This is a genomic window from Novosphingobium sp. PhB55, from assembly GCF_004368805.1.
GTDB lineage: Bacteria > Pseudomonadota > Alphaproteobacteria > Sphingomonadales > Sphingomonadaceae > Novosphingobium.
Genome location: NZ_SODQ01000003.1, coordinates 248,634 through 270,390, shown reverse-complemented (window position 1 = coordinate 270,390; position 21,757 = coordinate 248,634). Strand labels below are relative to the sequence as shown.

General features: G+C 67.8%; 26 protein-coding genes. 15 read left to right on the top strand and 11 right to left on the bottom strand.

All coding sequences use genetic code 11. The annotated features are described in order from the left end of the window. Positions 1-169 precede the first annotated feature (169 nt). The 8 genes from EDF57_RS08785 to EDF57_RS08750 all read right to left on the bottom strand — a co-directional run bounded on the left by EDF57_RS08785 (position 170) and on the right by EDF57_RS08750 (position 6,696). Positions 170-928 (bottom strand): sigma-70 family RNA polymerase sigma factor, encoded by a 759-nt coding sequence (locus tag EDF57_RS08785; protein ID WP_134093928.1) that lies wholly within the window; start codon positions 926-928, stop codon positions 170-172. After that, a complete protein-coding gene (locus EDF57_RS08780; RefSeq protein WP_134094162.1) occupies positions 925-3,018 on the bottom strand; it encodes a flagellar biosynthesis protein FlhA in 2,094 nt (697 codons plus the stop codon). The genes EDF57_RS08785 and EDF57_RS08780 overlap by 4 nt, the downstream gene beginning before the upstream one ends. Positions 3,019-3,053: 35 nt before the next feature. After that, positions 3,054-3,980, bottom strand: coding sequence for a transglycosylase SLT domain-containing protein (locus EDF57_RS08775; protein WP_243840966.1), 927 nt, complete (start codon positions 3,978-3,980; stop codon positions 3,054-3,056). A gap of 109 nt (positions 3,981-4,089) precedes the next feature. After that, positions 4,090-4,527, bottom strand: coding sequence for a flagellar protein FlgN (locus EDF57_RS08770; protein WP_347876947.1), 438 nt, complete (start codon positions 4,525-4,527; stop codon positions 4,090-4,092). Then, complete coding sequence (locus EDF57_RS08765; RefSeq protein ID WP_134093927.1) at positions 4,524-4,823, bottom strand: flagellar biosynthesis anti-sigma factor FlgM; 300 nt, start codon at positions 4,821-4,823, stop codon at positions 4,524-4,526. The genes EDF57_RS08770 and EDF57_RS08765 overlap by 4 nt, the downstream gene beginning before the upstream one ends. Before the next feature lie 111 nt (positions 4,824-4,934). Continuing rightward, a complete protein-coding gene (locus EDF57_RS08760; RefSeq protein ID WP_134094159.1) occupies positions 4,935-5,489 on the bottom strand; it encodes a flagella basal body P-ring formation protein FlgA in 555 nt (184 codons plus the stop codon). After that, entirely contained in the window at positions 5,486-6,031 is a 546-nt protein-coding gene (locus EDF57_RS25420; protein ID WP_166675211.1) for a hypothetical protein, read from the bottom strand. The genes EDF57_RS08760 and EDF57_RS25420 overlap by 4 nt, the downstream gene beginning before the upstream one ends. Next, positions 6,028-6,696 carry a MotA/TolQ/ExbB proton channel family protein gene (locus EDF57_RS08750; RefSeq protein WP_132268301.1) on the bottom strand — a complete coding sequence of 223 codons (669 nt, stop codon included), beginning with the start codon at positions 6,694-6,696 and terminating at the stop codon, positions 6,028-6,030. Before EDF57_RS08750 ends, EDF57_RS25420 begins: the two co-directional genes overlap by 4 nt. A 213-nt stretch (positions 6,697-6,909) precedes the next feature. Between EDF57_RS08750 and flgB the strand changes: the two genes are divergently transcribed. The 13 genes from flgB to EDF57_RS08685 all read left to right on the top strand — a co-directional run bounded on the left by flgB (position 6,910) and on the right by EDF57_RS08685 (position 16,751). Then, entirely contained in the window at positions 6,910-7,272 is a 363-nt protein-coding gene (gene flgB, locus EDF57_RS08745) for a flagellar basal body rod protein FlgB (protein WP_134093926.1), read from the top strand. Positions 7,273-7,295: 23 nt separating this feature from the next. Continuing rightward, positions 7,296-7,688, top strand: a complete 393-nt coding sequence (flgC, locus tag EDF57_RS08740; protein ID WP_243840965.1) for a flagellar basal body rod protein FlgC — start codon at positions 7,296-7,298, stop codon at positions 7,686-7,688. Then, on the top strand, positions 7,685-8,062 hold the full coding sequence (locus EDF57_RS08735; RefSeq protein ID WP_134093925.1) for a flagellar hook capping FlgD N-terminal domain-containing protein: 378 nt from the start codon (positions 7,685-7,687) through the stop codon (positions 8,060-8,062). Before flgC ends, EDF57_RS08735 begins: the two co-directional genes overlap by 4 nt. A 22-nt stretch (positions 8,063-8,084) precedes the next feature. Further along, entirely contained in the window at positions 8,085-8,897 is an 813-nt protein-coding gene (locus EDF57_RS08730; protein ID WP_134093924.1) for a flagellar hook-basal body complex protein, read from the top strand. Positions 8,898-8,908: 11 nt separating this feature from the next. Further along, complete coding sequence (flgF, locus tag EDF57_RS08725) at positions 8,909-9,667, top strand: flagellar basal body rod protein FlgF (RefSeq protein ID WP_134093923.1); 759 nt, start codon at positions 8,909-8,911, stop codon at positions 9,665-9,667. Between the two features lie 13 nt (positions 9,668-9,680). Continuing rightward, a complete protein-coding gene (gene flgG / locus EDF57_RS08720; RefSeq protein ID WP_132268291.1) occupies positions 9,681-10,469 on the top strand; it encodes a flagellar basal-body rod protein FlgG in 789 nt (262 codons plus the stop codon). Positions 10,470-10,474: 5 nt separating this feature from the next. Next, a complete protein-coding gene (locus EDF57_RS08715) occupies positions 10,475-11,146 on the top strand; it encodes a flagellar basal body L-ring protein FlgH (protein WP_134093922.1) in 672 nt (223 codons plus the stop codon). Continuing rightward, entirely contained in the window at positions 11,146-12,300 is a 1,155-nt protein-coding gene (locus EDF57_RS08710) for a flagellar basal body P-ring protein FlgI (RefSeq protein ID WP_134093921.1), read from the top strand. The genes EDF57_RS08715 and EDF57_RS08710 overlap by 1 nt, the downstream gene beginning before the upstream one ends. After that, positions 12,297-12,704 carry a rod-binding protein gene (locus tag EDF57_RS08705; RefSeq protein ID WP_134093920.1) on the top strand — a complete coding sequence of 136 codons (408 nt, stop codon included), beginning with the start codon at positions 12,297-12,299 and terminating at the stop codon, positions 12,702-12,704. The genes EDF57_RS08710 and EDF57_RS08705 overlap by 4 nt, the downstream gene beginning before the upstream one ends. Positions 12,705-12,707: 3 nt before the next feature. Then, positions 12,708-14,045: a flagellar hook-associated protein FlgK gene (gene flgK / locus EDF57_RS08700; RefSeq protein WP_134093919.1), complete on the top strand. Its 1,338-nt coding sequence runs from the start codon at positions 12,708-12,710 to the stop codon at positions 14,043-14,045. A gap of 7 nt (positions 14,046-14,052) precedes the next feature. Further along, the gene (locus EDF57_RS08695) at positions 14,053-14,976 is read left to right on the top strand and encodes a flagellar biosynthesis protein FlgL (protein WP_132268281.1); all 924 of its coding nucleotides are present in this window, start codon (positions 14,053-14,055) and stop codon (positions 14,974-14,976) included. A 79-nt stretch (positions 14,977-15,055) separates the two neighbouring features. Continuing rightward, positions 15,056-15,919 carry a flagellar motor stator protein MotA gene (gene motA, locus EDF57_RS08690; protein WP_134093918.1) on the top strand — a complete coding sequence of 288 codons (864 nt, stop codon included), beginning with the start codon at positions 15,056-15,058 and terminating at the stop codon, positions 15,917-15,919. A 52-nt stretch (positions 15,920-15,971) separates the two neighbouring features. Then, positions 15,972-16,751, top strand: coding sequence for a flagellar motor protein MotB (locus EDF57_RS08685; RefSeq protein WP_132268739.1), 780 nt, complete (start codon positions 15,972-15,974; stop codon positions 16,749-16,751). Between the two features lie 74 nt (positions 16,752-16,825). Here the strand turns inward: EDF57_RS08685 and EDF57_RS08680 are convergent, their stop codons facing one another. Further along, on the bottom strand, positions 16,826-17,200 hold the full coding sequence (locus tag EDF57_RS08680; protein WP_134093917.1) for a hypothetical protein: 375 nt from the start codon (positions 17,198-17,200) through the stop codon (positions 16,826-16,828). A 198-nt stretch (positions 17,201-17,398) separates the two neighbouring features. On the opposite strand from EDF57_RS08680, the gene ahpC reads away from it, so the two are divergent. Both ahpC and ahpF read left to right on the top strand, forming a co-directional pair. After that, entirely contained in the window at positions 17,399-17,965 is a 567-nt protein-coding gene (gene ahpC, locus EDF57_RS08675) for an alkyl hydroperoxide reductase subunit C (RefSeq protein WP_132268275.1), read from the top strand. A 147-nt stretch (positions 17,966-18,112) separates the two neighbouring features. Beyond that, positions 18,113-19,711: an alkyl hydroperoxide reductase subunit F gene (ahpF, locus tag EDF57_RS08670; RefSeq protein ID WP_134093916.1), complete on the top strand. Its 1,599-nt coding sequence runs from the start codon at positions 18,113-18,115 to the stop codon at positions 19,709-19,711. A 128-nt stretch (positions 19,712-19,839) separates the two neighbouring features. Here the strand turns inward: ahpF and EDF57_RS08665 are convergent, their stop codons facing one another. Both EDF57_RS08665 and EDF57_RS08660 read right to left on the bottom strand, forming a co-directional pair. Further along, positions 19,840-20,529: a DUF2490 domain-containing protein gene (locus tag EDF57_RS08665; RefSeq protein WP_134093915.1), complete on the bottom strand. Its 690-nt coding sequence runs from the start codon at positions 20,527-20,529 to the stop codon at positions 19,840-19,842. Between the two features lie 172 nt (positions 20,530-20,701). After that, positions 20,702-21,526 carry a flagellin gene (locus EDF57_RS08660; RefSeq protein WP_132268270.1) on the bottom strand — a complete coding sequence of 275 codons (825 nt, stop codon included), beginning with the start codon at positions 21,524-21,526 and terminating at the stop codon, positions 20,702-20,704. Between the last annotated feature and the right edge of the window lie 231 nt (positions 21,527-21,757).

The window sequence follows — 21,757 nt, the reverse complement described above, 5'->3', positions numbered from 1 at the left end:
AGCCGCGCAGAGCCGCTCTGGATTGCTTCGGCGGCTTCGCCTCCTCGCAATGACGAAGGGAAGGAGGTTCGCCTCCTCACGGGCGGCGAACAGAGGGAAGTTTCGCCTCCTCGCGGGCGACGAACGGAAAGAGCATGCCTGGAGCGGAACCAGCGCATCCGGCGCCTCGTCAAACGAGATCTGCCACGCCCTTCAGGCTTTCGCGCAGCTTCGCCAGCGCCTGCGCCTTCAGCTGGTGTACGCGCGGGATCGAGACTTGCAGCACTTGCGCGATCTCGGCCAGGTTCAGCTCCTCCGCGAAGTAGAGCTGCACCACCAGTTTCAGCCGGTCCGGCAGGTCGGTGAGCGCTTCCACCACCGCGCCGCGCAGTTCCTCGTCGGCCAGGAGCGCGTGACTGTCGGGCCGCTCGTCGGCGAAGGCCATGTTCTGGTCCGAATAGACCTCGTCGATGGCCTCGAAGCGAAGCGGTTGGCTGGATCCACGCAGGACGGCAAGGTCGCCCTCGTCGATACCCATGGCCGCGGCCAGCTCGTGCGGGCGGGGATCGCGGCCCAGCGTGCCGCGCAGCTCGGTTTCCTTGGCGGCAAGCTGGCGCCGCCGCTCGCTCGCCCCGCGCGACATCGGCACGGCGCGGCGGATCAGGTCCACCATGGCCCCGCGCACCCGCATCTTGGCATAAGCCGCGAAGCCGTCCTCCGTCGGTCCCTGATGCTTCTGCGCGCATTCGGTGAGCGCCACGAGGCCGGCCTGTATCAGGTCCTCCAGCTCGATGCCCGGCCGCCCGGCGCCGTGCCCGCTGCCATGGACATGCCAGGCAAGGCGCCGGACCATCGGCAGGAACCGGCGGACGCGGTCGCCAACGTCGCCCTGGTAGGCCCCGGCGATACGGCTGGACGTCTTGTGGAAGGAAGTCTGGTCCTGCTTCATGCGGCCATGCTTTCAGCTTGATCGTGATGGGAATCGGGGTGGGGAAGGCCGGGCACCGTGCGCTCGGGCTGGGCGGCGCCGACCACGTCCACCACTTCTATGGGCTGGGTCTGGGGCAGTTCGGCGATGGAGAGCACCAGGCAGGTCGGCGCGCGCAGGCGCAGCAGCGCGGAGAGCGCACGGCGGGCGCGGGGCTGGACCACCAGCGCCAGCGGCACTTCGCCCGGCCCGCGTTCCTCGCAGAGCATGGCGATCCGCTCGCCGATCATGCGGGCAAGGTCCGGCTCGATCACCGGCTGGCCGGTGACGGGATCGATCATGCCCTGCACGATCGCCGCCTCCAGCCCGGCATCGAGCGTGATTACCGGCAGGCGCTCATGCGGCGGGCACACGCGGCCGACGATCAGCGCTCCCAGATCAGCCCGCATCAGTTCCACCAGCCGTTCGTGATCGACCGTCTGTTGCACCGCGCGGCTCAGGCTGGCGAGGATCGGCAGGGGATGGGCGATGGGGATGCCGTCTTCCAGCAGCGCGCGCAGGAGCCGGGTGATCGCGGCGAGCGAGAGCGGCTGGGGATGGATAGTCTCGACTAGCCCCGCCGAATGCGCCCTGATGCCTTCGAGCAGCGCCTTCACCTCGTCCGGGCCGAGCAGGTCGTGCGCCCGCTCGGACAGGAGCTGGTTGAGGTGAGTGGCGATCACCGTACCGGCATCGACGGTCAGGAAACCTTCGGCCGTGGCATGGTCGCGCGCGGCGGGGTCGATCCAGAACGCCGGGCAGCCGAAACTGGGATCGCGCGTCGCTTCTCCGCGCAGGCCATGGTTGGCGCGCGCCTCGCCCGCGTCGATGGCCAGCACCCGATCGGCGCGGATCGTGGCGCTGCCCAGCGTCACCCCGCCAAGGGCGATACGATAGTCGTGCGGCGGCATGTCCAGCGCGTCGCGCACGCGGAACTGCGGGACGATGAAGCCGAACGACTGGCTGAGCTGCTTGCGCACGCCGGTAACGCGGCTGACCAGCGGCGCGCCGCGGCGTTCGTCCACCAGCTGGACCAAGCCGTAGCCCAGCTCGATGGTGACGAGGGTATGGTCGGAAACGTCCTCCAGGGCGATCCGCGAGGGGTCCGCCATGGGAGGGGCTTCGAGGACCGGCTCGGGCATGGCCTGCCGCTTGCGCAGCGCGTGCCAGAGCCAGAAGGCCAGCGCCGCCGCCGGGAGGAAGACGGTCTGCGGCATGGCGGGGATCAGGCCGATCGCCGCCAACACCACGCCGACCGGCAGCCATGTGCGCGGATTGGCGAACTGGCCGCCGATCTGCCCGGCCAGGTCCCTGCTGTCGGAAACGCGGGTGACGATGACGGCGGCGGCGATCGACAGCAGCAGCGAGGGCACTTGCGCCACCAGCGCATCGCCGATGGCCAGGGTGATGTAGGTCTGCGCGGCCTCGGTGGCGGACAGGCCGTGGCTGATCATGCCGAGGCAGAAGCCCGCGACGATATTGACGCCCAGGATCAGCAGCGCGGCGATGGCATCGCCTTTCACGAACTTGCTGGAGCCATCCATCGAACCGTAGAAGTCCGCCTCGGTGGCCACTTCGCGGCGCCGGGCCTTGGCTTCGTCAGCGGTCATCAGCCCGGCCGCGAGGTCGGCATCGATCGCCATCTGCTTGCCCGGCAGCGCATCGAGCGTGAAGCGCGCGGACACTTCCGAAACGCGTCCCGCGCCCTTGGTCACGACCACCAGGTTGATGATCATCAGGATCAGGAACACGAAGATGCCGACGGCGAAGTTTCCGCCGATCAGGAACTTGCCGAAGGATTCGATGACCACGCCCGCCGCGGCCTCGCCTTCGTGGCCGTGGACCAGCACCACGCGGGTCGAGGCGACGTTGAGCGCCAGGCGCAGCAGCGTGGCGAAGAGCAGGACCGAGGGGAAGGACGAGAAGTCGAGCGGCTTTCCCGCATTCATCGCCGCCATGAGGATCGCCAGCGAAAGCGCGATATTGAGCACGAAGGACACGTCGAGCACGAAAGCCGGAACCGGCACGATCATCAGCACGATGAGCGTGAGTATTCCCGCCGGCAGCGCCATCGTGCCGAGATCGCCGAAGCGGCGCAGAAGCTGGTTCACAGGCCCAGCCCCGCCAGCCGGGCATGGGCCGCGCGGACATGAGCGGGCGCGCTGGTGCCCGCCGCGCCGAACATGCCTTGCAGCGTGTCGGCCATCGACGTGCGCGGCGGGGATGGCGGGATGGCGGGGGCGCGGCCTCCATGCCCGGCAGGGGCTTCCGCTGCCGCCGCGCGAAATTCGCGGGCGATCGGGCCCATCGGCATGTCCTCGGCCACGGCTTCGTAAGCGAGCTGCGGCGAAGTCGGCCAGCCGGTGCTCCCGGCATCGTACCGGTTCTCCAATGCCCCACCCATCGCGCCGGCCATCTTGCCGCGCATGAGGTCCATCACCCCGCCCAGGCTGCGGGCTGCGCCGCCCTGGTAGAAGATCCCGCGGTTCGCCGCCGCCGCACTGGGCAGGATGGCCGCCGCGCTCTGCGAAGGATCGGCCGCAAGCGCGCTGAGAAACTGCCCGGCCCCTGCCGAACCGAGGAAGTGCGCCAGGTAAAGCTCGGTGGAGTCCGGCTCGCGGCCCAGCCGCGCCGTCAGGTCGGCCTTGTTGTCATTGGCCAGTTCGGCCGCCATGAGCGCGGAAGCGTCGGCATCGTAGCGCAGGCCCATGATCTGGGCGCGCGTGCCGGGGTTGGAGAGACCGCCGCCGCTGATCGCCTGCTGGACCCAGGCCATGCCGTGGTCCGCCGCGTGGCGGCCCAGCGTGTTCAGCCAGGTGCCGTTGGTGAATTGAAACAGCCCCGCCGCGCTGGAGGTGGAGGCATGGGCGCCGGGATCGAGGCTCGATTCCAGCCGCGCCTGCGCCATGAGGTACTGGAAATCGACGCCCGTGGCCTGCGCGGCGCGCGCGATCGCAGCGCGCACTCCTGCTCCATTACCCTGGCCGCCGACATTGACGCCCGCGCCGATATCCGTACTCCGTGCCTCGCTCAAACTGATGCTCCCGATCCGGTTGGTTCGGAAGAATGTTCAGCAAGCACCGTGCCAGATGGCTCCGATCCGCCCCGACCGGACAGACGCGGGCAGCACTCAGCCAGACGGCTCAGACCCGGCCGACAGCGCTTTCGGCTCTCCGGCCGCCGCCGGTGCGGGCGACCAGCGCATAGTTGCCCCCCGCGCGGTAGAGCTGCGGCGCTCCGGTCAAGGTATTGAGACGGCGCGCGACATTGGCCGCGATGATGTTGCGGACCTGCCGGTTCACTTCGTTGAGGCGCCGTGCCGTTTCCAGCATGCCCCGGCATTCCTCGTCGAGATCGCCAAGCGGATCGATCTGGCCGGCCACGTCGAGCGCGGCGCAGAGCCGGTCCTTGTCGCGCGTGGTACCGACGATGGCGTCGAGGTCGAGCCCGGCAAGCGCTTGCCGCTCCGCTTCGAGAACGGCAAGCATCTGCCGCAAGCTGTCGTGCAGGTCGACCTCTTCGGCGCCGCCCGTTCCCGGTCCCGACCCCGGTACCGTTTCCTCTGTCATCCGGGGGGTCATTCGCCGTGGCTCCGCAGCAGGACGCCGGCCGCGATCATGGCATCGGCGATCTGGGTGGGGATTACCGGGTAAGTGCCGTTCTCCACCGCCTTGCGGATCATGGCGACGCGCTCGGCATCGACGGGGGCGGTGCCGGGATCGAGCGCCGCAGACGCTTCCACGGCCGGGCTCTCCGCCCAGGCCGAAAGGCTCGTCACCCCGGCATTCGCAGCGCTTTCCGGCTTGCCGACGGCGCGCGCGAGCCGGGCGTTGATGGCGCCCAGGGCGCTGGTGGATCCCATTTCGATGGGGGGCATGGTCTGGCTCCTTGCGATGTCCTTTCCCTCAAGGACGGCGCCGACCGGAAAGCGTTAAGGGTCTCGGGCGGGATTTTACCGAAAGCCCCGCTGAAAGGCCGGGCAGTTCGGTTAAGGCAGCGGTAGGGAAACGAGGCCAGGCCGCACGATCAGGGCGCGCATCTCCTCCCCCCGCGCCCCGCCGAAACCCTTGCCGACCGCCGCGGTGCGCACCCTTATCCAGGCGCCGACCGCACCGCCTTCCAGTGCCTCTCCGGGCTGGGAGACCGAGAAGCCCTCACCCTCGACCGAGATCGCCACGGCATCCCCGCGCCGCACCGCCCAGGTCGACGAAGCGGAAGCCACCGGCCCGGCGCGGCGCACCGGCACGAAGAGACGCCAGCCTCCGGCATCGCCGCAATGGACCACCACGCTGTCCTGCGTGGCCGTGCGCCAGGCCAGAGAGACGACCGAGCGGCATGGCTGGAGACGCAGACGCCGATCGACCGGCGTCGCCGCGCCGCCTTCCTCGCCCGCGGCAGCGCCGGTGAAAGCGGCCACCTGGCGGTCGATCGCATCGAGATCGGCAAAGGCGCCCGCCGCGCCGGGATCCGCTGCGGCACTGGCACTGACACTGGCAGCGGCGGCCATCAACAGGAGACCGGGCAACGCTGTGGTCTGATTCATGGCGCGGAGATTCCTTCGGAAGATGCGGGCCTGCTTTCCAGCAAGCTCCGTGCCACCGGCTCGGGCAGGGCCGGATCGTCGAAAGCGAGCGCCACCCGCGCCGGGCCCCGCCCCGGCTCCGCCACCACCCTTGCCCGCAGGCCCATGGCGCCCGCTGCCCGCGCGAGGCGCGCGGCTTCGGCCAGCGCGGCAGGAAGCGCGGTGGGCGTGGGGCCGTAGAATGTCGTCACCGTCAGCCGCTGGCGGGGGTCCGCCGCCTGCCGGGCCAGCCACGCGCCCAGCGGCGGGGCATCGGGCGTCGCCAGATAGACGGCAAGCGGCGCGGCCGAAGCAGGTGCGTCGGCAGGCTGGGCCAGTTCCTGTCTGCGGTCACTGTCCTGCCTGCGATCAATGGCCTGCCTGCGATCAATGGCCTGCCTGCGATCAATGTCCTGCCGGCGGTCGTTCTCCTGACGGCTGAGCGCCGCAGCCGCGATCATGAACAGGATCAGCGAAAGGTCCGCCAGCGAGGTCTGCCAGCTTGTCGCAACCCGCGCGCTCAAGACCTGGCGCCCGACGTCTCGCGCACGGGGTGCTCCATGCGCGGCATGGCATCGGCCACTTGCGCCTCCAGCCAGTCGATCACCGTCTGCCGGTCCCGCTCCTCATCGGCGGCGCGCCGCGCCACCACGCGTGCCAGGGGCGTGAAGAACAGGTTCCCCAGCAGCAACCCGTAAAGCGTCGTCAGCACCGCCATGGAGATGGCCACGGAAAAGTCTCCGCCCGGCTGGTCGAGCGGCGGCAGCTGGTTGAGCGCGACCAGCGTTCCCGCAAGGCCGAAGACCGGCGCGAGGTCGCCTGCCTGGATGAACGTCCGGACCGCGGACTGGCTGCGCTCCACGCGGCGGCGCTTGTGCGCGGCATGGGCCAGCTGGAGCGCGCCGAGCGAGCGGCTGCCGATCAGCAACGCGGTGGCCTCGTCGAATTCGGCATCGCCGGTGGGCGCGGGGCGGGAGCGGATCACGCCGTCCTGCCGGATTTCCTGCACTTGCACGGCCAGTTCCGCACGGGCGTGCTCCGGGTCGAAGGGGCGGTGGAGCAGCAACGCACCCACCGCCGTCAAGGCCGTGAGGCAATCGCCGCTGCCGCAGCGCAGGACAGTGGCAAGACAAGTCCCGCCGAGCACGATGAGCGCGCTGGCGGGGTCCAGTAGATGTTCGGGCTGCATGACGGGCGCTTCTCCTTTGCACCCGGAGAACGGCAGCCGGCGGCAAGTTTCAGCCCCGGACCCGGTTTGCCGCCCAAACGGCAAGCATTTGCCGCCCGCCCGGCTGCGATGGGGGCGGCCCGGATGCTCGAAACGAGAGAAATCCGCCGGTTACATCGATTGGCACACCCCTTGCGATGAAGGCGGCGAACCACTCGCCGGAGCCAGATCACCATGTCACAAGACCTGTTCGGGATTCATGCCGCGGCGCTGGAGCTACGCTCGCAGCGCATGGGCCTGATCGCCTCGAACATCGCCAATGCCGCGACGCCCGGATACAAGGCCCGCGACATCGACTTCACCGCCGCCCTGCGCAACGCTGCCCGGAACGGCGGCGAGCATGGCACCGGCGTGGAACAGGCCGCCAATGGCGCCATGCTCTACCGCGTGCCGGTGATGCCCTCGCTCGACGGCAATACGGTGGAGTTGCAGAACGAGCAGCTCGCCTTTTCCGAGAACGCGGTGGGCTATTCGGCCACGCTGCAATTCATCCGCGGCCGGGTCGATACCGTCACCCGCGCGCTGAAGGGCGAGTGACGATGCCCGGCGCCCACGAACCGATGACCATGTTCACCCTCGCCCAGCGCGGGATGTCCGCGCAGCTCGTACGGATGAACGCGGCGGCCTCCAACCTGGCCAATGCAGGCTCCGTCTCGGGCAGCGAGGACGGGGCCTACAAGCCGATCCGCACCGTCTTCGCCGAAGACCTCGACCAGGCCAGCGGCCTGGCCTCGGTTTCGGTCCAGGGGGTGATGCGCGAACAAGGCGCCGCCGTGCGCCGGCATGAACCCGATCATCCGCTGGCCGATGCCAATGGCGATGTCTGGACCGCTCCCGTCGATGAGAACGCGGAGATGGTCGAAATGCTCGAAGCCTCGCGCCAGTACCAGAACCTGGTCGAGGCCCTCTCCACCGCGAAGCAGCTGATGCTCGATACGATGAGGCTGAAATGACCGTTATCAACACCGCGGCCGCCACTTCGGCCAACAAGACCACCGGCGCCAGCGGCAAGACCTCGCTGGGCGATCTCGATCAGGGCGATTTCCTGAAGCTGATGATGGCCCAGATGAAGCAGCAGGACCCCTTCAGCCCGGTCGACCAGACGCAGATGCTTGCGCAGATGGCGCAGTTCTCGTCGCTCGCCGGGACGACCGAGATGGCGGACACGCTCAAGACCATCTCGTCCAAGCTCGACACGCTCGTGAGCGCGCAGACCGCCACGCAAGAGGCGATCGCGGCCCTGGGAACCGGCGGCACAGCCAGGACGGCCGCCGCAGGCACCACGGATACCGAAACCCCCACAGGCACCGGCCAGAACGCCGCCTGATCCCCCTTTCCAGGAGAATACGATGTCCTTCTACACTTCGCTTACCGGGCTCAAGAACGCCCAGACCGACCTCAACGTCATCTCGAACAATATCGCCAATGCCGAGACCTCGGGCTTCAAGAAGAGCAACACCGCCTTCGCCGACATCGTCTCGTCGTCGATCCTGACCGACCCTTCGCTGACCACCGGGATCGGCGCGCGCGTCGCCTCGATCAAGCAGGACTTCGGCCTGGGCGCGATGGAGCAGACCGGCTCGGCGCTCGACGTGGCGATCAATGGCGAGGGGTTCTTCACCGTCACTTCGCCGGTTTCGGGCGCGGTCCAGTATACCCGCGCGGGGTCCTTCGCGGTGGATGGAGACGGCTTCATCCATAACGCGCAGGGTGCGCGGTTGCAGATCTTCCCGGTCGATGCCGGCGGCACGATCTCCGGCACCACGCCGCAGTCGGCCCAGATCCCGCCGACCAACGCGGCCGGTTCGGAATTCGCCGGCGTCACCATCGAAAGCACGGGCCAGGTCGTCGCGACTTATGCCGATGGCTCGAACGGCGTGGTCGGCGTGGTCGCCCTCGCCTCCTTCATGGCCCCGACCGGGCTCAAGCAGCTGGGCGACGCCTCGTGGTCGGCCACCGGCCGCTCGGGCGACGCGACGTACGGCCAGCCGGGCGCCGGCCTCTACGGCAGCCTGCTCTCGGGTTCGATAGAACGGTCCAACGTCGATATTTCCGAGGAGCTGGTCAGCCTGATCACCGCCCAGCGCAATTTCCAGGCCAATGCCAAGGCCGTGGATACCGCCTCGCAGATCTCCCAGACCATCATCAACCTGCGGACCTGATCGCAGCCGCCATGGACCGTCTGATCTACACCGCCGTCTCGGGGATGAACGCCTCGCTCAACCGCGAGCGCGTCATCGCCAGCAACATGGCCAATTCCCAGACCATCGGCTTCCGCGCCGAGATCCTGCAGGCCACGCCGAACACGCTGGAAGGGCCGCAGCTCGAAGTGCGCGCGCTTTCGGGCAGCGAAGTGAGCGGCGCCTCGATGAAGGCCGGGACGGTGACCCGCACCGGCCAGCCGCTCGATGTCGCCATGCAGGGCGATGCCATGCTGGCGGTCCAGGCGGACGATGGCGCGGAGGCCTATACCCGGCGCGGCGACTTGTCGGTGACGGTGACGGGCCTGCTTCAGAACGGGGAAGGCCGGCCGGTGCTGGGCGAGAACGGCCCGATCACGCTGCCGCCGGGCGCTGCCGTCACCATCGCGCAGGACGGCGGCATTCTCGTCACCGATCCCGCCGCGCCGGGCGAACCGCCGCAGCGGGTGGACCGGCTCAAGCTGGTCGATCCCACCGGATCGCGGATCGCCAAGGATCTCACCGGCCTGTTCCGCGTGACGGGAACCGGCGCGCAGCCCGGCGGCGTGCTGCCGGACGACGAGAATGCGCAAGTGATCCCCGGCGCGCTGGAGGGATCGAACGTCAGTCCGTCGGAAGTGCTGACCGAGATGATCTCGGCCCAGCGCCTTTTCGACATGCGAACCAAGCTCGTCGAGACCGCCCGCCAGCTCGACGAGGGCAGCGTGCGCCTGATGCGCATCGATAGCTGAGGAAACCCCGACAATGCCCACTTCCGCTTTGCAGGTCGCCCGTACCGGGCTGGAGGCGCAGGACACGCGCATGCGCGTGATCGCCAACAACCTGGCCAACGTCAGCACCACCGCCTTCAAGAAGGACCGCGCCAACTTCGCGACGCTCGCCTACCAGGACGCGCGCGTGGCCGGCGCCCAGTCCTCCAGCGAGACCACTTACGCCACCGGGCTCAACCTCGGCACCGGCGTGGCGGTGCAGTCCACCACCCGGATGGAGACGCAGGGCTCGCTCCAGGCCACCGGCAACAGCTTCGACCTTGCGCTGGACGGCGACGGCTACTTCCAGGTTTCCCTGCCCGGCGGCGAGCTGGCCTATACCCGCGCGGGCAACTTCACGCGCTCACCGCAGGGCGAACTGGTGACGTCGCAGGGCTATCCCGTGCAGCCCTCGATCACGGTACCCGAAGGTGCGACGACCATCACCGTCTCGGAGGACGGCACCGTTTCGGCGCAAGTGCCCGGCCAGTCGGACCCCAGCCAGCTCGGCCAGCTCACGATCGCCAGCTTCACCAACCCCACCGCGCTCCAGGCCACTTCGGACAACTTCCTCAAGGAAACCGCCGCCAGCGGTCCGGTCCAGCTCGGCATCGCGGGTGAGGAAGGCCGCGGGCATATCCGGCAAGGCATGCTCGAAGGCTCGAACGTCAATATCGTCGAGGAGCTGGTCGACATGATCGAGACCCAGCGCGCCTACGAGATCAATTCGAAGATGGTCTCCGCCGTGGACGAGATGCTGCGCAACGCGAACCAGACGCTCTGACGGCCATGATCCGCAAGATCCTCCTGGCCGGCACGGCGCTCATGGCTCTCGCCGCGCCGGCAGCGCTGGCGAAGAAGCCGCCGAGGCCCTCGGGCTTCGAGCCGACCCTGCCCGCGCCGCCCGCTGCCCTGCCGGGGCCGGCGACCGGCGGGATCTTCAGCGTTTCCGCCGGTTACGCACCGCTCTACGGCGGCACCCGCGCCGCGCGCGTGGGCGATCCCCTGACGATCCTGCTCGTCGAATCGACCAGCGCCGCCAAGACCGCCGGCTCCAAGAGCCAGAAGGGCGGTGGGGCATCGATCACCCCGCCCGCATCGGGGCCGCTGTCGTTCCTCAACCCCAATGCCCTTAATGCCAGCTCGTCCTCGACGTTCAATGGTCAGGGCAGCGCGTCGCAGACCAGTTCCCTGAGCGCGACCCTGTCCGTGACCATTGCCGAACTGCGCCCCAACGGGACCGCGCTCGTAAGAGGAGAAAAGAAGATGCTCGTCAGCCAGGGAGACGAATGGGTCCGGTTCTCGGGCATCGTGCGCCTTGCCGACATCGACGAGGACAACCAGGTCGCCTCGACCCGCGTCGCCGACGCCAGGATCGAATATACCGGCAAGGGCGCGATCATGCGCAGCGGCCGCCAGGGCTGGCTCGGCCAGTTCTTCAACATGATCTCGCCGTTCTGATGCCTCGTCCGCCCGCCTCCCGTTCGGCCCCGGCCTCACCTGCCGCGCGCTGGCTGCCCACGCTGCTCGCCGCAGCGCTGGGAGCACTGATCCTGTTCCTGGCGCCGATCCATGCCCATGCCGAGCGCGTGCGCGATCTGGGCCAGTTCCAGGGCGTGCGCAGCAACCAGCTGACCGGCTACGGCGTCGTCGTGGGCCTGCCGGGCACGGGCGACGACAATCTGGAATATACGACCCAGGCGATGAAGGGCGTTTCCGGCCGTATGGGCCTGACCCTGCCCCCGGGCATCTCGCCGGGGCTCAAGAACGCCGCCGCCGTCATGGTCACTGCAGACCTGCCCGCCTTCTCCAAGCCGGGCCAGCGCATCGACGTGACCGTCTCGACCATCGGCAAGGCCAAGAGCCTGCGCGGCGGGGCGCTGATCCTCACCCCGCTCTACGGGGCGGACGGGCAGATCTATGCGATGGCGCAGGGCAACCTGGCGGTCGGCGGGCTGGGCGTCTCGGCACGCGACGGCTCCAACGTCACCATCAACATCCCGACGGTGGGCCGCATTGCCGAGGGGGCCAGCGTCGAACGCGCGGTCGCCACCGGCTTCGACAGCGGCGACACGCTGCGCTGGAACCTCTTTACTTCCGACTTCCTGACCGCCGCCCGCGTGCGCGACGCCATCAACGGACGCCTTCCCGGCACGGCGACCGTGGAAGACGGCGTCACCGTCGCGCTGCGCCTGCCGGCCGATCCGGATACCCGCGCCTCGATGATGGCCGCGATCGAGATGATCGACGTGGACCCGGCCGAAACCCCGGCGCGCGTCATCGTCAACAGCCGCACCGGCACCGTGGTCATCAACTCGGCGGTACGCCTCTCACCCGCGGCGATCAGCCACGGCAAGCTGACCGTGCGCATCCAGGAAAACCCCAGCGTGGTCCAGCCCGCGCCTTTCAGCCGGGGCCGGACCGAAGTGGAGCAGCACTCCTCGATCAGCACGGACGAGGAAAAACGCTCGGTCGCGCTGTTCAAGGGCGGCGCCTCGCTCTCGCGGGTGGTCGATGCCCTCAACATGCTCGGCGTCACGCCATCGGACCTCGTGGCGATCCTGGAGGCCCTGAAGCAGGCCGGCGCCCTCAAAGCGGAAATGGTAGTGATATGAGCACGATCCTCAGCAACCTGCCCGGCATGGCCATCAAGCCCGGCGCCACCGACCGCGAGAAGCTGGCCGTCACCGCCAGGCAGTTCGAGGCCGTCTTCGTGCGGCAGATGCTGGCCGAGGCCCGCAAGACCCACTTCGGCGGCGAACAATTGCTGGGCGGGCAGGCGCTCGACACCTTCAACCAGATGCAGGACGAGCACTTCGCCGACGTCACCGCGCAAAGCGGCGTGCTGGGCCTGGCCAGGATCATCGAGCAGCAGATGGCGCAGTTCGTGCCGCCCGAAACCACCGGGGCGGCCACGGGCGAGAGTTCCGAAACGACCGGCAAGACCACCAGTCAAACCGCCAGTCAGGCGACCAGCCACACCCCCCGGGGCGACGGGACCGGAAAGGACATGAAGTAAGCCATGGCCGCCGATCTCATCACCATTGCCCGCTCCGGCACGCGCGCCGCCCGCGCCGCGCTGGACGTGACGGCGCAGAACATCGCCAATGCTTCGTCCGAAGGCTACGTCCGGCGCAGCGTCTCGCTGTCGGAACTGGCGGTCAATTCGGTCGCCTCCTCGCCCGGCGCGATCAACCTTGCGGGCGTGCGCGTCAGCGGGATCGTGCGCAATGCGGACATGTTCCGCCAGTCGGAAGTGCGCCGCACCGGTTCCGACGCGGCGCGGGCCGGCGCCGAAGTGCAGGGCCTGGAGAACATCGAAAGCGCCGTGGAGCAGACCGGCGTCTACGATGCCATCGTCGGCTTCGAAGCCTCCCTCAAGCAGCTCCTGTCGGATCCCACCGACGGGTCGCTGCGCGCCGCGGCGCTGGAGCAGGGCCGCACGCTGGCGCAGACCTTCAACACCGCCGCCTCCAGCCTGGACGCGGTGGGCGAAGGGCTTCGCTTCGAGGCGCAGGACGGCGTCGATTCGGTCAACACCACCGCCCGGGAACTCGCCCGCGTCAACTTGCGGCTCGCCCGCGCGTCCGACGCGTCGAGCGACCGGACCAGCCTGCTCGACCAGCGCGATTCGCTGCTGGAGACGCTGAGCGGACAAGTTGACATCGCCACCAGCTTCGCCTCGGACGGCACTGTGCAAGTGCGGATCGGAGGATCCGGCGGCCCCAGCCTGGTGAGCGGCGGCAACGCCGCGGCCATGACGATGGCCACCGCGGGCGACGGCACGATGTCCTTCATGCTCGGCAGCGCCGCCGCGACGCTGTCCTCGGGCGCGCTGGCGGGCAAGGGACAGGCGCTCACCGAACTTTCGGGCGTGCGCCAGCAGCTTGACGCCATCGCCTCGGGGGTGATCGCGACGATGAACGCGGCGCAGGCCGGCGGGGCCGATCTCGCCGGCGCGAACGGGCAGCCGCTCTTCACGGGCAGCGGCGCCGCCGACATGAAAGTCGCCCTCGCCAGCGGCAGCCAGATCGCCACCGCTCCCGCCGGATCGGGTGCGAACAGCCGCGACGCCGCCAATCTCGTCGCCATGCGCGGCGCGCTGGACAGTGCCGATCCGGCCGGGGCGATGGACACCCTGCTGTTCGGCATCTCCAGCGCCGTGGCCGGACGCACCGTGACCCGCGACGCGCTCGAATCCATCGCCGGCACCGCCAAAGTCGCGCTCCAGGCCCAGGCCGGCGTCGACCTCGACGAGGAAGCGATCAACCTCACCCGTTTCCAGCAGGCCTACCAGGCTTCGGGCCGGGTCATGCAGGTCGCCGCCGATATCTTCGATTCCATCCTCGCCATCAGGTAATCACGCAATGTCGATCGTATCCACCAGCACCAGCGCCTTCTTCGAACGCGCCCGCCGCGACATGAAGGACTTGCGCACGCAGGCCGAGACCTACCAGTCGCAGATGTCGAGCGGCAGCAAGCTGGAGCGCTCCTCGGACAATCCCGTAGCCGCCTCCCGCCTGCGCGCCCTGGCTCGGCAGGAGAAGCTCTCGGGCATCGACCAGACCAACGCCAACCGCGCCAACGCCGATCTCTCGCTGGCCGATTCGGCGATGACCGACATGGCGGACGCCCTGATACGCGCGCAGGAACTGGCCACCGAGGCATCGAACGCCACGCTTACCGATACCCAGCGCGCCTCGATCGGGCAGGAGCTGGACCAGATATTCGGCAACCTCGTTTCCCTGGCGAACGCCCGGGATTCGAACGGCCATGCCCTGTTCGGCGGCGAAAGCGCGGGAGACGCCTATTCGCTCGATGCCACGGGCAAGGCCGTCTACGTCGGTACGCCCGGCTCGGCCGAACTGCCCCTGGGCAACGGGCAGAGCGTCACCCGCTCGATGACCGGCCCCGCCTTCCTGTCGTTCAACGCGGCCGACGGCAGCGCCACCGACCTGATGGCGGTGGTCAAAACGCTCGCGGAAGCACTACAGGGCGCCTCCACCGATCCGGCCGGTGCGGCGGGCAGTGCCCTGGCAGACCTCAAGACCGGGCTGGATACCCTTTCCACCGGCCAGACCGTGATCGGCACCCGGCTGGCGTGGATCGAGGTGACTGACGACCGCCGCGTGAACCTGTCGGAACTGCGCGCCTCGGAAGAGACCGACCTGGGCGGCACCGACCTGGCGACCACCCTCGCCCAGCTGCAGGAAACGATGACCGTGCTGGAGGCCAGCCAGGCCAGCTTCACCCGGCTCGCGTCGCTGAACCTCTTCGACCAGCTCGGCTGAGAACGCCTGACACGCAAGATTCCCGGGCCGCGTCACCCGCGCGCCGCGGGGACCGCCTGACATACGGGGGACTATCCAGATGTTCGTGATCATCGGCGTCGTCATTCTGCTGGTGATGGTCTTCGGCGGCTTCGCGATCACCGGCGGCGCGCTCGGTCCGGTGATGGAGGCCATTCCGCACGAGATGCTCATCATCGGCGGCGCGGCGGTCGGGGCGATCGTCACCGGCAATTCGATGCACGAGATCAAGGGCCTCGGCGGCGGGCTGAAGAAAGTGTTCAAGGGCCCGCGCCATAACCGGCAGGACCATATCGACGCGATCATCCTCACCACCCGGCTGATGAAGATCCTGCGTTCCGAAGGCCCCGTGGCGCTGGAAAGCCATGTCAACGACCCCAAGGCCTCCTCCCTCTTCGCCGAATTTCCGCGGCTTCTGGCAAACGATCCGCTCGTCCACCTGATCTGCGACACGCTGACACTGATCGTCGTTTCGTCCGGCACGCTGGAAGTGCATGCGGTGGAGGACGTGATGGACAATGCCATGAAGACTCATTTCCACGAGATTCACGAGCCGCAACACGCGCTTCAGGGCCTTGCCGATGCACTGCCGGCGCTGGGTATCGTCGCGGCCGTGCTCGGCGTGGTGAAGACCATGGGCTCGATCGACAAGCCGCCCTCGATCCTGGGCGCGATGATCGGTTCCGCGCTGGTCGGGACGTTCATGGGCGTGCTTCTGGCCTATGGCATCGTCGCGCCGCTGGCCGGGCGGCTGAAGCAGGTGCTGGAGCAGGACGAGCAGATCTTCCAGGCGGTGAAGCAGGTGATCATCGCCTCGCTTCACGGCTGGCCGCAGCCGCTGGTGGTAGAATCGGCCCGCTCCGGCCTGGGCCATGCCTTCCGCCCCGGGCTTGCCGAACTGCTCGATGCGATGAGGGGGCGCTGACGTGGCCAAGAAGCCGGAGCCGCCCCGCCCGATCATCGTCAAGAAGATCACGATGGTCGCGGCCGGCCACCACGGCGGCGCCTGGAAGGTCGCCTATGCCGATTTCGTGACGGCGATGATGGCGTTCTTCCTGCTGCTCTGGATCCTGGGCGCCACCACCGAGAAGCAGCGGCGCGGCATTGCCGACTATTTCACGCCCACGCTCGTCAAGACCAAGCAGGGCAGCGCCGGTTCAGGCCGCGGGGTGCTGGGCGGCGGGTCGCTCACCGAAGTCGACAACTATCCCTTCAAGTCGGGGCAGACGGGCACCAAGACCCTCACCATCCCGCGCGATGCGACCGGCGGCCCCAAGGAAGGAGGCTCCAAGGTCAAGCGCACCGCGCGGGCGAAGGAGGCGCTGCAGAAGAAGCTCGCCTCCTCCGAGCGCCTGCGCCGCCTTGCCCGGCAGGTCCGCATGGTGGACACCACCCAGGGCGTGCGGATCGACATGGTGGACGATGCCGATTTCTCGATGTTCCGGCTGGGCACCACGATCCTGACGCCCCAGGCCGGCGAACTGCTGTCGGCCATTGCCGAGGCCATCGGGCCGGACCGGGGCGCGCTGACGATCCGGGGCCATACTGACGCCTTGCCCTACAGGCAGGGCATTCCCGGCAACAACTGGTCGCTCTCGGCCGGCCGCGCCGAGACCACCCGCCAGCAACTGATCCGCGACGGCGTGGAAAGCGCGCGGTTCAAACGGATCGAGGGCGTGGCCGATACCGAACTGCTGATCCCCGCCGACCCGCACGACCCCAGAAACCGGCGCATTTCCATCACGCTGGCGGATTGACGGGTTCGAAACCGGATGGAGGTCGGAACCTGCCGAAGCGAAGCGCAGAAGCGAGGGCCGAAGCGCAGAGCCCCCTAGCGCATCTGCGCGTCGGGTAGCGGCGCGGTGCGCGCCTCCAGCCGGCCGGCGCCGCGATAGACCAGCGCGCAGCTCGAACTCCCGGCGCAGAGGCCGTGCACCGGCGCAAGGGCACGGCTGCCGTAGCGATAGGTCAGCCCGCCCTGAGTGATCTCCAGCCCGGAAATGTCGCGCATGCGGTGCTCGCGGGCGAGCAGCACGGCATTTCCCCGAAGCACCGGCGCCCAGCCCGACCACTGGTCGTAAAGGCGGTGATGATAGCGGAACGTCAGGTTGCCGGAGGCGCGATTGTCCAGCGAGGTCGGCCAGCCGTCACATCCCGCGAGCGACGCGCAGGCCGCCAGCAGCAGCGCAAGTCGTATCGTTTTCATGGGCCGCTGTTGCCCGATCTGCCGCCCGGTCGCACGAGATTTCGGCACTGTGCGCGTTTTATCGACAGAAACGTTCAGTCCACCGCCACTGATCGGTCAATCCGATCAAGCCAATCGGATCAACGCCCTACACATCGTCACACGAGGGCCCTATCTCCCTCCTCGAACTTCAACACCCAATCGAGGGAGATCATATCCATGGGTATCGTCGGCAGCCAGATCAAGCCGTTCAAGAACACCGCTTTCCAGGCAGGCAAGGACTTCTTCGACGTCACCGAAGCAGACATCGCCGGCAAGTGGGCCGTGTTCTTCTTCTACCCCGCTGACTTCACCTTCGTCTGCCCCACCGAGCTGGAAGACCTCGGCGAGCAGTACGAAACCCTTCAGGGCCTCGGCGTCGAAGTCTTCGGCGTTTCGACCGACACGCACTTCAGCCACAAGGCCTGGCACGACACCTCGGACAAGATCGGCAAGATCAAGTACGCGTTCCTGGGTGACCAGAACCACGCCCTGACCAACAACTTCGGCGTGCTGCGCGAAGGCGTTGGCCTGGCCGACCGCGCCACCTTCGTGGTCGATCCGGACGGCGTGATCCAGCTGGTCGAAATCACCCCCGAGGGCGTGGGCCGCAACGCGGTCGAACTCGTCCGCAAGATCAAGGCCGCCAAGTACTGGCGCGAGCACCCCGGCCAGGTCTGCCCGGCCAAGTGGGAAGAAGGCGCTGAAACGCTTGCTCCCTCGCTCGACCTCGTCGGCAAGCTCTAAGACTATCCGCGACACCCTTAGGGTCGCGTGAAGGTGCGCGGCCCGGGGCTTCCCTCTCCCGGTGCCGCGCCCTCACGGCGCGGCCACGCGGAACCGAAGCCCCGGCCGCCCCTTTTTCCCAACGCATTTCCAAAGGACGCAAAGACCATGCTCGACGCCAACCTGAAGCAACAGCTCTCGCAATATCTCGGCATGCTGCGCGAGCCGATCGAGCTCGTCGCCTCCCTTGGCGATGACGCAAAGTCCACCGATACCCGCGAGCTGCTGACCGTGATCGCCTCGCTCTCGGACAAGGTCACCGCCACATTCGACGGCGACGACAAGCGCCGCCCCAGTTTCATCATCCGCCGCGCGAGCGACGCAGGCGCCTGGGTGCGCTTCGCCGGTCTGCCGCTCGGCCATGAATTCACCTCGCTGGTCCTTGCCCTGCTCTGGGCCGGCGGCCATCCGCCCAAGGTTTCCGACGAGGCACTCGAAATCGCCCGCGCCATCGAGGGCGAGCACGAGTTCGAGATGTATTTCTCGCTCTCCTGCCACAACTGCCCCGACGTGGTGCAGGCGCTGACCCTGCTCGCGCTCAACAACCCGCATGTGAACGCCACCCTGATCGAGGGCGGCACGTTCCAGGCGGAAGTCGACGAGCGCGGCGTCATGGCGGTCCCCGCCGTCTTCCTGAACGGCAAGATGTGGGGTTCGGGCAAGATGAGCATCGAGGAAATCCTCGCCAAGCTCGACACCGGCGCCGATGCCAAGGCCGCCGCCATGCTGGCGGGCAAGAAGCCATTCGAAGTGCTCGTGGTCGGCGGCGGCCCCGCCGGGGCCTCGGCCGCGATCTACACCGCGCGCAAGGGTTTCTCGACCGGCGTGGTCGCCGAACGCTTCGGCGGCCAGGTGCAGGACACCATGGGTATCGAGAACTTCATCTCGGTTCCCTATACCGAAGGCCCCAAGCTGGCCGCCGCGCTGGAATCGCACGTCGCTGAATACGATATCGACGTGATGAACCTGCAGCGCGCCGAAAAGCTGATCCCGGCCAGGGAACTCGGCGGCTATCACGAAGTGGTCTTCGCCAACGGCGCCTCGCTCAAGGCCCGTTCGCTGGTGCTGACCACCGGTGCCCGCTGGCGCAACCTGGGCGTTCCGGGCGAAGCCGAGTACAAGAACAAGGGCGTGGCCTATTGCCCGCACTGCGACGGCCCGCTGTTCAAGGGCAAGCGCGTGGCGGTGATCGGCGGCGGCAACTCCGGCGTGGAAGCCGCGATCGACCTGGCCAATATCGTCGGCCATGTCACCCTGATCGAATTCGACTCGCAACTGCGCGCCGACCAGGTCCTGGTCGACAAGCTGAAGTCGATGAAGAACGTGGTGATCCTCACCAGCGCCCAGACCACCGAGGTCGAAGGCGACGGCGATAAGGTCAATGCCCTGGTCTACAAGAACCGCGAGACCGGCGAAGAGCACAAGGTCGAACTGGAAGGCGTGTTCGTCCAGATCGGCCTGGTGCCCAATACCGAATGGCTCAAGGGCTCCGGCGTGGAGCTTACGGGTCGCGGCGAGATCGTGATCGACGACAAGGCGGCCACCAACCTGCCCGGCATTTTCGCGGCGGGCGACGTGACCACAGTGCCTTACAAGCAGATCATCATCGCCATGGGCGAAGGCTCGAAGGCGGCCCTGTCGGCCTTCGACTACCTGATCCGCAACGAAGCGCCGGAAGAGATCGCGCAAGCGGCGCAGGCCGCCTGACCGAAACACCGCGAAGAACTAAAAAACGGGCGGGGGTCGCGAGACTCCCGCCCGTTTTGTCATGCGCTTATGCCAGGGCGATGGGCTGGGACATAGGCAAGCCGTCCGCTTTCCCGGCGAAAGCCCGATCAGTGCCGGAAGAACAGCGAGACCGAAGCGACGTGGTTCACCCGCGTCCGTCCGCGAGTCTGGTCGATCACCTGGTTGAGATAGCCCAGCTCGACGGTCGTCGCGTCCTTCACGCCGAGTTCCACGCCAACGAAGGAGCGCAACTGGTCGAACCCGCCGCGCGCACCCCAGTCGGTGTCGTTTAGCGCCAGGAACCCTTCGGCATAGACCAGCGCGTTGACGGTGTTGGTGCCCGGCTTCAGCGGCTTTTCGTAACGCAGCATCTCGCGCAGGCGCCAGCCCGTATCGCCGCCGTCCGAACGCCAGCGCTGTTCGAGACGGGTGCGCGACGAGAGTTCGCCGCCCCAGGGCTTGCCCATGAGCCAGCCCAACTGCTGGAAGCTGCGCTCCTCGTTCACGTCGCGGCCGCCCTCCACCGGCACGACGATATGGGCATAGCCCTGGTAGAGGGTGACCGCCGGGGACAGTTTCAGCCCTATCGCGCCGCGCAGGAGAAGCTGGTCCAGCCGTGAAGCGCCGTCGCCCATGCGCGGCTGAACTTCGGCAAAATAGACCACGTCGCCGGCAATCGGCCCCATTGCCGTAAGGTTGACCCAGACCTGTTCGTCCTCGCGCGTTTCAGCCGCGGCAGGGGCGGCAAGCGCCGGGAACACAGCGACGGCAAGAGAGCAGGCAAAAAAGCGGCGCATGATCGGTCCGGGTTTCGGGAACGGGAACCAGGGTCTTTATGAACCGCCTGTTTCCGCGCCGTTTCCCTGCCATGTTCGCTGATGGCTCACGCACGCAAACGGGCCCGGCGCGTGGGGGGTGCGCCGGGCCCTGCAGCGAGCCCGCTGAGGGCCGCCGGCTTGTCCTGCGTGCTTAGCGCAGCAGCGACAGCACGTTCTGCTGGCTCTGGTTGGCCTGCGCGATCATTGCGGTCGAGGCCTGGCTGAGGATCTGCGCCTTGGCCATCTGCGTGGTTTCCGTCGAATAGTCGGCATCCTCGATGCGCGACTTCGCGTCGGACAGGTTGGTGACGTTGTTAGTCAGGTTGTTGACCGCCGATTCGAGGCGGTTCTGCCCGGCGCCGAGCGAGGCGCGCGTCTTGTTCACGTCCGCAAGGGCAAGGTCGACGTTATCGATCGTGTCCGAAGCGGCCGAGTCGCTCGATACGTCCAGCGCCGAGGCATTGATATTGGTGCCGTTGATCGCGGAAGAGGTCAGCGTGATCGTCTCGCCCGAATTGGCGCCGGTCTGGATGTCGAACGTGACATCGGTGCCCGACGTGGTCGAGAACAGCGTGTTGCCGTTGAAAGTGGTGTCGGAAAGGATGTCGCCGATCTGGCTGGTCAGCGCCGTCACTTCCGACTGCATGGCATCGCGGTCGCTGTCCTGGTACGTGCCCGAGGACGACTGGATCGCCAGTTCGCGCACGCGCTGAAGCATGTTCGACACTTCCGACAGCGCGCCTTCGGCGGTCTGCGCCAGCGAGATGCCGTCGTTGGCGTTGCGGATGCCCTGGCTCATGCCGCGGACTTGCGCAGTCATCGAAGTGGAGATGGCGAGGCCGGCGGCATCGTCCTTGGCCGAATTGATCCGCTTTCCGGTCGACAGGCGCTCCATGGCGGTGCCGAGCATCTTGTTGGCGGAGGTCGAGGCATTCGAAGCGCGAATCGCGCTGATGTTGGTGTTGATGACAGACATGGTTGTGGCTCCCGTTGAGTGTCCCGATGAGGAAACAGCCTCTGCCGGCCCATCCGGCGCGGCTGTCGAGACAAAGACCGGCAGGTCGGGGGGGAATTTAAGCCCGCATCCGGCACGGCTCGTCCCTGCAAACCCACGGAGCTGCGCCGAAATTTACCTTCACTAGGGGTCGCTACGGGGCCTTAAATTTCCCAAAGATTCGCCGTTACGCACGCATATCGATCCCCGCCA

Bases quoted from the DNA above. Each gene is read 5' to 3' on its own strand.
- EDF57_RS08785 (WP_134093928.1), bottom strand. From the start codon at position 928: ATGAAGCAGGACCAGACTTCCTTCCACAAGACGTCCAGCCGTATCGCC.
- EDF57_RS08780 (WP_134094162.1), bottom strand. From the start codon at position 3,018: ATGGCGCTGCCGGCGGGAATACTCACGCTCATCGTGCTGATGATCGTG.
- EDF57_RS08770 (WP_347876947.1), bottom strand. From the start codon at position 4,527: ATGACCCCCCGGATGACAGAGGAAACGGTACCGGGGTCGGGACCGGGA.
- EDF57_RS08765 (WP_134093927.1), bottom strand. From the start codon at position 4,823: ATGCCCCCCATCGAAATGGGATCCACCAGCGCCCTGGGCGCCATCAAC.
- EDF57_RS08760 (WP_134094159.1), bottom strand. From the start codon at position 5,489: ATGAATCAGACCACAGCGTTGCCCGGTCTCCTGTTGATGGCCGCCGCT.
- EDF57_RS08750 (WP_132268301.1), bottom strand. From the start codon at position 6,696: ATGCAGCCCGAACATCTACTGGACCCCGCCAGCGCGCTCATCGTGCTC.
- flgB (WP_134093926.1), top strand. From the start codon at position 6,910: ATGTCACAAGACCTGTTCGGGATTCATGCCGCGGCGCTGGAGCTACGC.
- flgC (WP_243840965.1), top strand. From the start codon at position 7,296: ATGACCATGTTCACCCTCGCCCAGCGCGGGATGTCCGCGCAGCTCGTA.
- EDF57_RS08735 (WP_134093925.1), top strand. From the start codon at position 7,685: ATGACCGTTATCAACACCGCGGCCGCCACTTCGGCCAACAAGACCACC.
- EDF57_RS08730 (WP_134093924.1), top strand. From the start codon at position 8,085: ATGTCCTTCTACACTTCGCTTACCGGGCTCAAGAACGCCCAGACCGAC.
- flgF (WP_134093923.1), top strand. From the start codon at position 8,909: ATGGACCGTCTGATCTACACCGCCGTCTCGGGGATGAACGCCTCGCTC.
- flgG (WP_132268291.1), top strand. From the start codon at position 9,681: ATGCCCACTTCCGCTTTGCAGGTCGCCCGTACCGGGCTGGAGGCGCAG.
- EDF57_RS08715 (WP_134093922.1), top strand. From the start codon at position 10,475: ATGATCCGCAAGATCCTCCTGGCCGGCACGGCGCTCATGGCTCTCGCC.
- EDF57_RS08710 (WP_134093921.1), top strand. From the start codon at position 11,146: ATGCCTCGTCCGCCCGCCTCCCGTTCGGCCCCGGCCTCACCTGCCGCG.
- EDF57_RS08705 (WP_134093920.1), top strand. From the start codon at position 12,297: ATGAGCACGATCCTCAGCAACCTGCCCGGCATGGCCATCAAGCCCGGC.
- flgK (WP_134093919.1), top strand. From the start codon at position 12,708: ATGGCCGCCGATCTCATCACCATTGCCCGCTCCGGCACGCGCGCCGCC.
- EDF57_RS08695 (WP_132268281.1), top strand. From the start codon at position 14,053: ATGTCGATCGTATCCACCAGCACCAGCGCCTTCTTCGAACGCGCCCGC.
- motA (WP_134093918.1), top strand. From the start codon at position 15,056: ATGTTCGTGATCATCGGCGTCGTCATTCTGCTGGTGATGGTCTTCGGC.
- EDF57_RS08685 (WP_132268739.1), top strand. From the start codon at position 15,972: ATGGTCGCGGCCGGCCACCACGGCGGCGCCTGGAAGGTCGCCTATGCC.
- EDF57_RS08680 (WP_134093917.1), bottom strand. From the start codon at position 17,200: ATGAAAACGATACGACTTGCGCTGCTGCTGGCGGCCTGCGCGTCGCTC.
- ahpC (WP_132268275.1), top strand. From the start codon at position 17,399: ATGGGTATCGTCGGCAGCCAGATCAAGCCGTTCAAGAACACCGCTTTC.
- ahpF (WP_134093916.1), top strand. From the start codon at position 18,113: ATGCTCGACGCCAACCTGAAGCAACAGCTCTCGCAATATCTCGGCATG.
- EDF57_RS08665 (WP_134093915.1), bottom strand. From the start codon at position 20,529: ATGCGCCGCTTTTTTGCCTGCTCTCTTGCCGTCGCTGTGTTCCCGGCG.
- EDF57_RS08660 (WP_132268270.1), bottom strand. From the start codon at position 21,526: ATGTCTGTCATCAACACCAACATCAGCGCGATTCGCGCTTCGAATGCC.